Genomic DNA, 399 nt, shown 5'->3' with positions numbered 1-399 from the left:
TTAGACCGTTTCGAGCCGGCTGAACCGAACCGGGATGATTTTGCGGGTCTTCAGTTGTCCTGCCGAATCCTTGTCGATGACCGTCAGCAACTGCCCTAGTTCAGGGCCCACAGGCAGAACCAGGCGGCCCCCCGGCTTGAGCTGCTCAAGCAAAGCCGGCGGCGCCCGCCCCGCCGCGACGCTGACCAGGATCTTGTCGAATGGGGCGTGCTCGGGCCAGCCGCGAGACCCGTCCCCGACACGAATGCTGACATTGGATAGACCGAGGTCCTGCAGCAGTGCCTCGGCATGGCTTGCGAATTCCTCGATGATTTCGACGCTCCAAACGTGCCCGGCGAGTTCCGCGAGGATTGCGGTTTGGTAGCCCAGGCCGGTGCCGATCTCGAGCACCGCCTCGTG

1 protein-coding gene is annotated in these 399 nt (G+C 63.9%); it reads right to left on the bottom strand.

The genetic code is table 11. From position 1 onward, the window contains the following. Nucleotides 1–399, bottom strand: a 399-nt coding sequence (locus NMG70_RS30595; protein ID WP_254027930.1) for a protein-L-isoaspartate O-methyltransferase family protein, incomplete at its 5' end; no start/stop codon positions are given.

The organism is Mesorhizobium ventifaucium, assembly GCF_935822925.1.
Classification (GTDB): domain Bacteria; phylum Pseudomonadota; class Alphaproteobacteria; order Rhizobiales; family Rhizobiaceae; genus Mesorhizobium; species Mesorhizobium ventifaucium.
Note: the sequence above shows the minus strand (reverse complement) of the source record. Positions and strands in the feature narration are given on the sequence as shown.